We start from the raw sequence: 5,771 nt of genomic DNA on the forward strand, positions 1-5,771 counted from the left end.
AAGTCTTGTAAACCGACCAAATATGAAGGGGATTTTTTGTCTTTTCGTATTCCTGCCGCTCCTGTTCTATAACAGCCAGACCAAAATAATAATTTTGCCTTGCTATGATAACGACGGGGTCTTTCTTGTCCTCTTCCGACAACGACTCCCACCATTCTTCTGATACGCGGGAAAGGGGGGATATTGGTTTGTCTTTTCTTTTAGGAGGCATGGTGCCGCCTCATTTCGATAATCTTCCCGGCCACCGCTTCATCAATGCCGACAAGCTGCCTCAACTTCTTTTCCCACTGCTCAATAGCCTGCAGCTTCTCGGTGCCGTAAGGGTGGTGATTATAGACGACAAGAATCCCTTGGAGTTTATGGCCTAAGACTTTCTCCGCCACAATGTCCGTGACTTTCAACTCCGCTAATCTGGTACGAACTGTGCGACGGAGATCATGTGGGGTAAAGCGGTCATCAATGCCAATTTCTGCCCGGTGCCGGTGAATTGCACGACTCAAGGCATTGGTGGTCAAGGGTAGTTCGTGACCTTTATTGATTGAAGAAAAAACAAACGGGGTTTCACCTGAATATGGCTTTGCCATTTCCAAAAGTTCCAATGCCAGGGGGGACAATGGTACGGTGTGGGTTTGCCTATTCTTTGAACGGTGCGCCGGTATTGACCATGTGTCGCCATCGATTTCGCCCCATTCCATGCCGGACACCTCGCCAGGACGTTGCCCTGTCAGTAGTATCATTTTCAAGGCCAACTTGGTCAGGTGAAAAGCGTCAACCTCTTTGGAGGCTAGGTCAAGGCTTGTCCAAAGCAGACTTATTTCAGCGTCAGTCAATACCCTGGAACGCGCTTTCTCTGGACGTTTCCGCAGGCCAGACAATGGGGAATGTTCTATTATGCCACGCTCTGCCGCAAAATTAAGCATACCCACTAAGATACTTTGCAGGCGATTTGCCCCAACCTTTGCCCGTTTTCGAACCTCATCAATCAACAAAACGGCATCTCGCCGGGTTATCTCCGAAACCTTGCGCTTCCCCCAGGCAGGGATTGCATCTTTTTCGATTAATCGTTTCCTCTCCTTTCCGCTTGGCGTATGGATCAACTTCTCTTCCCAGAACTCAACAAGCAAATCAGCTACAGTTGGTGAAGCCTTGCGATTGGCCTTGGCTTCCTTCTGCTTACGGCTAGGGTCAATCCCTCGCTCTACCTCCTGCAAAGCCTTAGCGTGAATTTCTCGAATCTCTGCAAGGGTAATGGATGGATAGCTGCCCAGGGTCATACGGTGACGTGTGCCATCAATCGTATATCTGAAAATCCATGATTTTGACCCCGTTGGCATGATACGGATAGACAACCCCTTACCATCGACAACCTCAAAACGATCAGAACGGGGTACCAATTTTTTAACCTGAAGGTCTGTAAGTGCCATTTTCATTAGCCTCATTGTTTTAGACTGGGTACCAAATGGGGTACCAATCTGACTGCATAACAGTGAAAAATACCACTTTTCACCTTATTGCAAAATAGGCTATTTTTTGTGTAAAGTCAATGGGTTTTGGTGCATAGTGAAGAGTGGAGAATAGAGGCGAAAAACGTCTGATATTGCCTTGGGAGCAGGAGGTCGAGAGTTCGAATCCCTCCGCCCCGACCATTATTTATAGGGCTTTCAGAGAAATCTGAAAGCCCTATTTTTTTGTGCCGCATAGCTACAATTAGCAACGTCACTCTGCACGCTGAGACACAAAGTCTCTCACTCATCTCATGCCAAGTCTTTATTTAGATGGGCACGATAAAGATTCCTTCGAAAAAAATAGAACCCGTTCTCCCCCCCCTTACCCAAAACCCAACCATAGCTAGAGTGAAAATGGTCTTTTATCCAACATGATATGCTCGAAAGTATCGAATTTAATTTTTGAGCAAAATCCCTCCCAAGACAACCTCATGTTGCCAAAATACAAAAAATGCTTGTTCTCACTGATCAATAGCCTGATTGGTGCGAACAGAGATCATGAGCTGGCCCATATTTAACGAAAAAACGCTGTCGAACAGATGCTTTTGGACACAGTGCGGCAGATTTTCTGTCCTGTTCGTTGACAGAATGCCTGCCTATTAAAATGAAACAATCCGGTCCATTTACGCAAAATTATTTACCTCGCTGATCGGTGGCCAAAACCCATGACGACATATTTTCTCTGCACCCAAATAAAAAGATTGCTATTACTTTCTACCCATGTTATGTTGCTTGACATTGGTGCAGCGTCTGTTTGATTTGTTATGAATGAAATATATTCCGCACAATCCTGAAAAGGAAGTGCGGTTTTTTTGTTTAAACAGCCTGCCAGCTGGTCCACTAACAATGGTTCAGCATATTAATTAAAGGTCCAAATTTTGGGCTCATTTGAAAGGAGTAGTTTGATGTTAGAAGGTACAGTAAAATGGTTTAACGCGTCTAAGGGTTTTGGTTTTATTGAGCAGGACAATGGTGGTGCCGATGTATTCGTTCACCATACCGCAATCCTGAAAGATGGTTACAAATCTCTCAATGACGGCGAACGGGTCAGCTTTGAAATTGTCGATGGCAATAAAGGCCCTGCTGCAGCACAAGTTAAATCTTTGTAAGATATAAAGAAGAAACTTCAAAAGCCTCGCGAGAAATCGCGAGGCTTTTTTTATGCCTTCTTCCTCCACTCCTGTGCTACAGACACTATCACTTCCCAAACCAAAGGACTAGTTCAAACTCTTGAGTTTCTCCAGACTCTCTTGAGATGCTTGATCTCCTTGATCAGCAGCCTTTTGCAGCCAATGCCGCGCCTTAGCAAGATCCTGCGGCACACCATCACCATTGGCATAGATGATCCCAAGATTGTTCTGGGCAGCTATGTTTCCCTGGTCCGCCGCCTTAGTGAACCAGGACAACGCTTTGTCCACATCTTTTTTTACTCCCTGGCCTTCAAAAAGCAAGATCGCTAAATTCTTCTGGGCATTACTATCCTCTTGTTCTGCGGCCTTGGAAAACCACTCCATAGCTTTACTCATATTTTTCTCTACGCCCTGTCCATTACTATACATGATAGCTAAATTATTCTGAGCGCTAGAATTCCCCTGCTCGGCAGCCTTTAAGCACCACTGCGCTGCAGTCACATAATCTTGAGGAAGACCCTCTCCCTTGCTATACATAATGGACAGGTTGTTCTGACCATTCGCCAAGCCTTGTTCCGCCGCTTTTTGAAACCACGCCAGGGCCTGAGCCAAGTCTTTTGTTACCCCCAGACCCTCCACAAACATCACCCCAAGTTCATTCTGAGCGTTAGCGTCTCCCTTCACCGCCTCACTCCGTTGGTACCAGTAGTCAGATTTTGCCAAATCCTGCACCACTGTGGACTTATCGGAATAAACCAAACCAAGATTTTTCATCGCATCCTGATGATCTTGCTCTGCAGCCTTCAAAAACCAGCTTAATGCCTTATGGTAATCAACCGGCACAGACTCCCCTTTGGTATACATAATAGCCAGATTGTTCTGTGCATTGGCATTGCCCAGCTCGGCAGCGCTTGTATACCATTGAAGCGCCTGTTTCAGGTCCTTGGTCATGCCATCCCCTTTTGCCGCCATGAGCCCCAAGTTATTTTGGGCTGTGGCGTTTCCCTGTTCAGCAGCCTTTTGTAACCAAAAAACAGAGAGCTTAAGATCTTTACCAACCCCCTCTCCCATCAGATACATAATACCCAAATCGTTCTGAGCGTCCGCACTCCCCTGCATCGCTGCCCCCCGCTTAAACCAATAAGCGGCAACGGCAAGATCTCTCGATACCTGCACCCCCTCAACATACATATCCCCGAGCAGAGCTGCAGCCTTTGCATCTCCTTGATCTACCGCCTTAAGAAGTTCAGCCACCTCTCTCCGAGCCCCTTCCCTCTGCTGCCGGGGCAAAACACCGTCCTCTCCTTCCATCACTCTTGGCTGAGGGATATCGGCTTCTTCCTTCTTCTTTTCGCGAGGTGTCTTCTTCACCTCACTCGGTCCTGCCGAAGCAAGGGAAGAACCACTTTGGGGGGGCTCTTGAGGTCGGGAGATTTTTCCACCAACCTCCTTCGTGTCAAGACTTTTTGCTGAGGCTTGGAGCAGGGCTGCTAACCGTTTTTTTGCTGGCCCGTACCCCTTGGCCGCTGCCTTCTTGTACCAACTTAATGCTGCCTCCTGATCCACTCGACCACCAAAACCAGACTCATAGATTTGTCCCAGGTAATACATTCCCCGGGGATAGCCACTATCAGCAGCCTGTTGATACATCCCCTTGGCCTTTGCAGCGTCCTTGGGAACACCCACACCGGCTTCATAAAGGATGCCCAGATTGACCTGCGCCCTCGCAACCCCTTGATCTGCTGCTTTTTGATACCAATACGCCGCTTTGGCGGGATCCTTGTCCACACCTAAGCCAAGCTCATACATCACGCCCAAAGGCCGCTGCCCTTCTGCGTACCCTTGCTGTGCGGCCTTTTCATACCAATGAAAGGCTTTAGCAAAATCCTTGGGCACTTCCGTCCCACCTTCATAAGCGTTACCTACAGCAACCTGTGCCTTTGGACTACCACCCTCCGCCCGTTTCAAGAGCGCAGCAAAATCGGCACAAGCCACCTCCGGAACGCACAGAAAAAGCAGCACACCAATCCACAAAAAAAAGAAGTTTTGCTTCACGGAACCACCTCATTCTTATTTACCCGATGAGACACCAAGTCGTGAACTTGCTGACACACTAATCGCGAGTTTTGACAAAGTTTACTATGGGATATCTTTTTACAACGAATCCGCCAGAGATAAAACTTCCTGATCAACCAAACATTAAAGGCTAAATTAACAAGAACACAAAGAACCAGCACGACGTTTCTCATCATCTATTACCCCTTGCTCATCCATTTAAGTAACACGTCATCAGGTAACGAAGACACTCCCTTGATCGAAACGACACCATCTCCTCCGGTCGATTTTTCACTACCTTCAGTAACCTTCACTTTTTGTTTCCTGTTCTCTTCATTCAAGGCAACTAACTTTTGCTCATAAAATCTTGCCTGTTGCTCGCTCGCGCTCTCTCGACCCAGCGCCTGGCGCAATTCCTCTTTCAGTGCATCAACCCCACGACTGAGTTCATCGGCAAGTTCTCGCTCCGCCAAGACTTTATCTTCAGCGATCTTTAGCGCAATGTTTAGGTGGGTTATTTCAACTTGGCGGGCCAAGACCACCTCAGACAGGTTCGCCTCCATCAGCCGATTATGGGCAGCAACTTCTTCCCGTTGCCGTTCTCCTGCCTCACGCAAGGCCTTGATCTCCTCCTCCCGTGCCACTAACTCAACCTGCAACTCATCGCCCTGCTGCAATTTAATCTGCAACGCTTCTTTCTCCTTTTGCAACTCTGCTATCCTGACCTCGAGTATCTGCAAAGTCGATTGTATTGATAACACCACCGACTCGGATTCACACCGCTCTCGCTCACCTGCCTCGCCCAAGGACTTAATCTCCTCCTCCCGAGCTGCCAACTCTGCAGTCAACAAATCAACCTGTTGTAACTGAATCTGCAACGCCTCTTTCTCCTGCTGAAACGCTTTTGCCCTGGCCTCTATTTCCTGAAGGGCCGCTTGCAACGATGACACCACTGACCCAGATTCACTCCGCTCTCGCTCACCAGCCTCACGCAAGGACCCAATCTCCTCCTCCCGGGCCGCTAACTCTATCTTTAACTCATCAATCTGCTGCACCTGGAACTGCAACGCCTCTTTCTCCT

At 48.0% G+C, this 5,771-nt stretch carries 3 protein-coding genes; 1 reads left to right on the plus strand and 2 read right to left on the minus strand.

The annotated features are described in order from the left end of the window. Nucleotides 1–200: 200 nt before the first annotated feature. Nucleotides 201–1,424 carry a tyrosine-type recombinase/integrase gene (locus tag FP815_02365; GenBank protein MBA3013777.1) on the minus strand — a complete coding sequence of 408 codons (1,224 nt, stop codon included), beginning with the start codon at nt 1,422–1,424 and terminating at the stop codon, nt 201–203. Nucleotides 1,425–2,410: 986 nt separating this feature from the next. Between FP815_02365 and FP815_02370 the strand changes: the two genes are divergently transcribed. Then, complete coding sequence (locus FP815_02370; GenBank protein ID MBA3013778.1) at nt 2,411–2,614, plus strand: cold-shock protein; 204 nt, start codon at nt 2,411–2,413, stop codon at nt 2,612–2,614. 108 nt (nt 2,615–2,722) lie between these two features. Here the strand turns inward: FP815_02370 and FP815_02375 are convergent, their stop codons facing one another. Further along, nucleotides 2,723–4,690: a sel1 repeat family protein gene (locus FP815_02375; protein MBA3013779.1), complete on the minus strand. Its 1,968-nt coding sequence runs from the start codon at nt 4,688–4,690 to the stop codon at nt 2,723–2,725. Nucleotides 4,691–5,771: the final 1,081 nt, after the last annotated feature.

The sequence above is a fragment of the Desulfobulbaceae bacterium genome (assembly GCA_013792005.1).
Classification (GTDB): domain Bacteria; phylum Desulfobacterota; class Desulfobulbia; order Desulfobulbales; family VMSU01; genus VMSU01.

Excerpts from the sequence above, each read along its gene's own strand:
- FP815_02365 (MBA3013777.1), bottom strand. The coding sequence starts at position 1,424 with ATGGCACTTACAGACCTTCAGGTTAAAAAATTGGTACCCCGTTCTGAT.
- FP815_02370 (MBA3013778.1), top strand. The coding sequence starts at position 2,411 with ATGTTAGAAGGTACAGTAAAATGGTTTAACGCGTCTAAGGGTTTTGGT.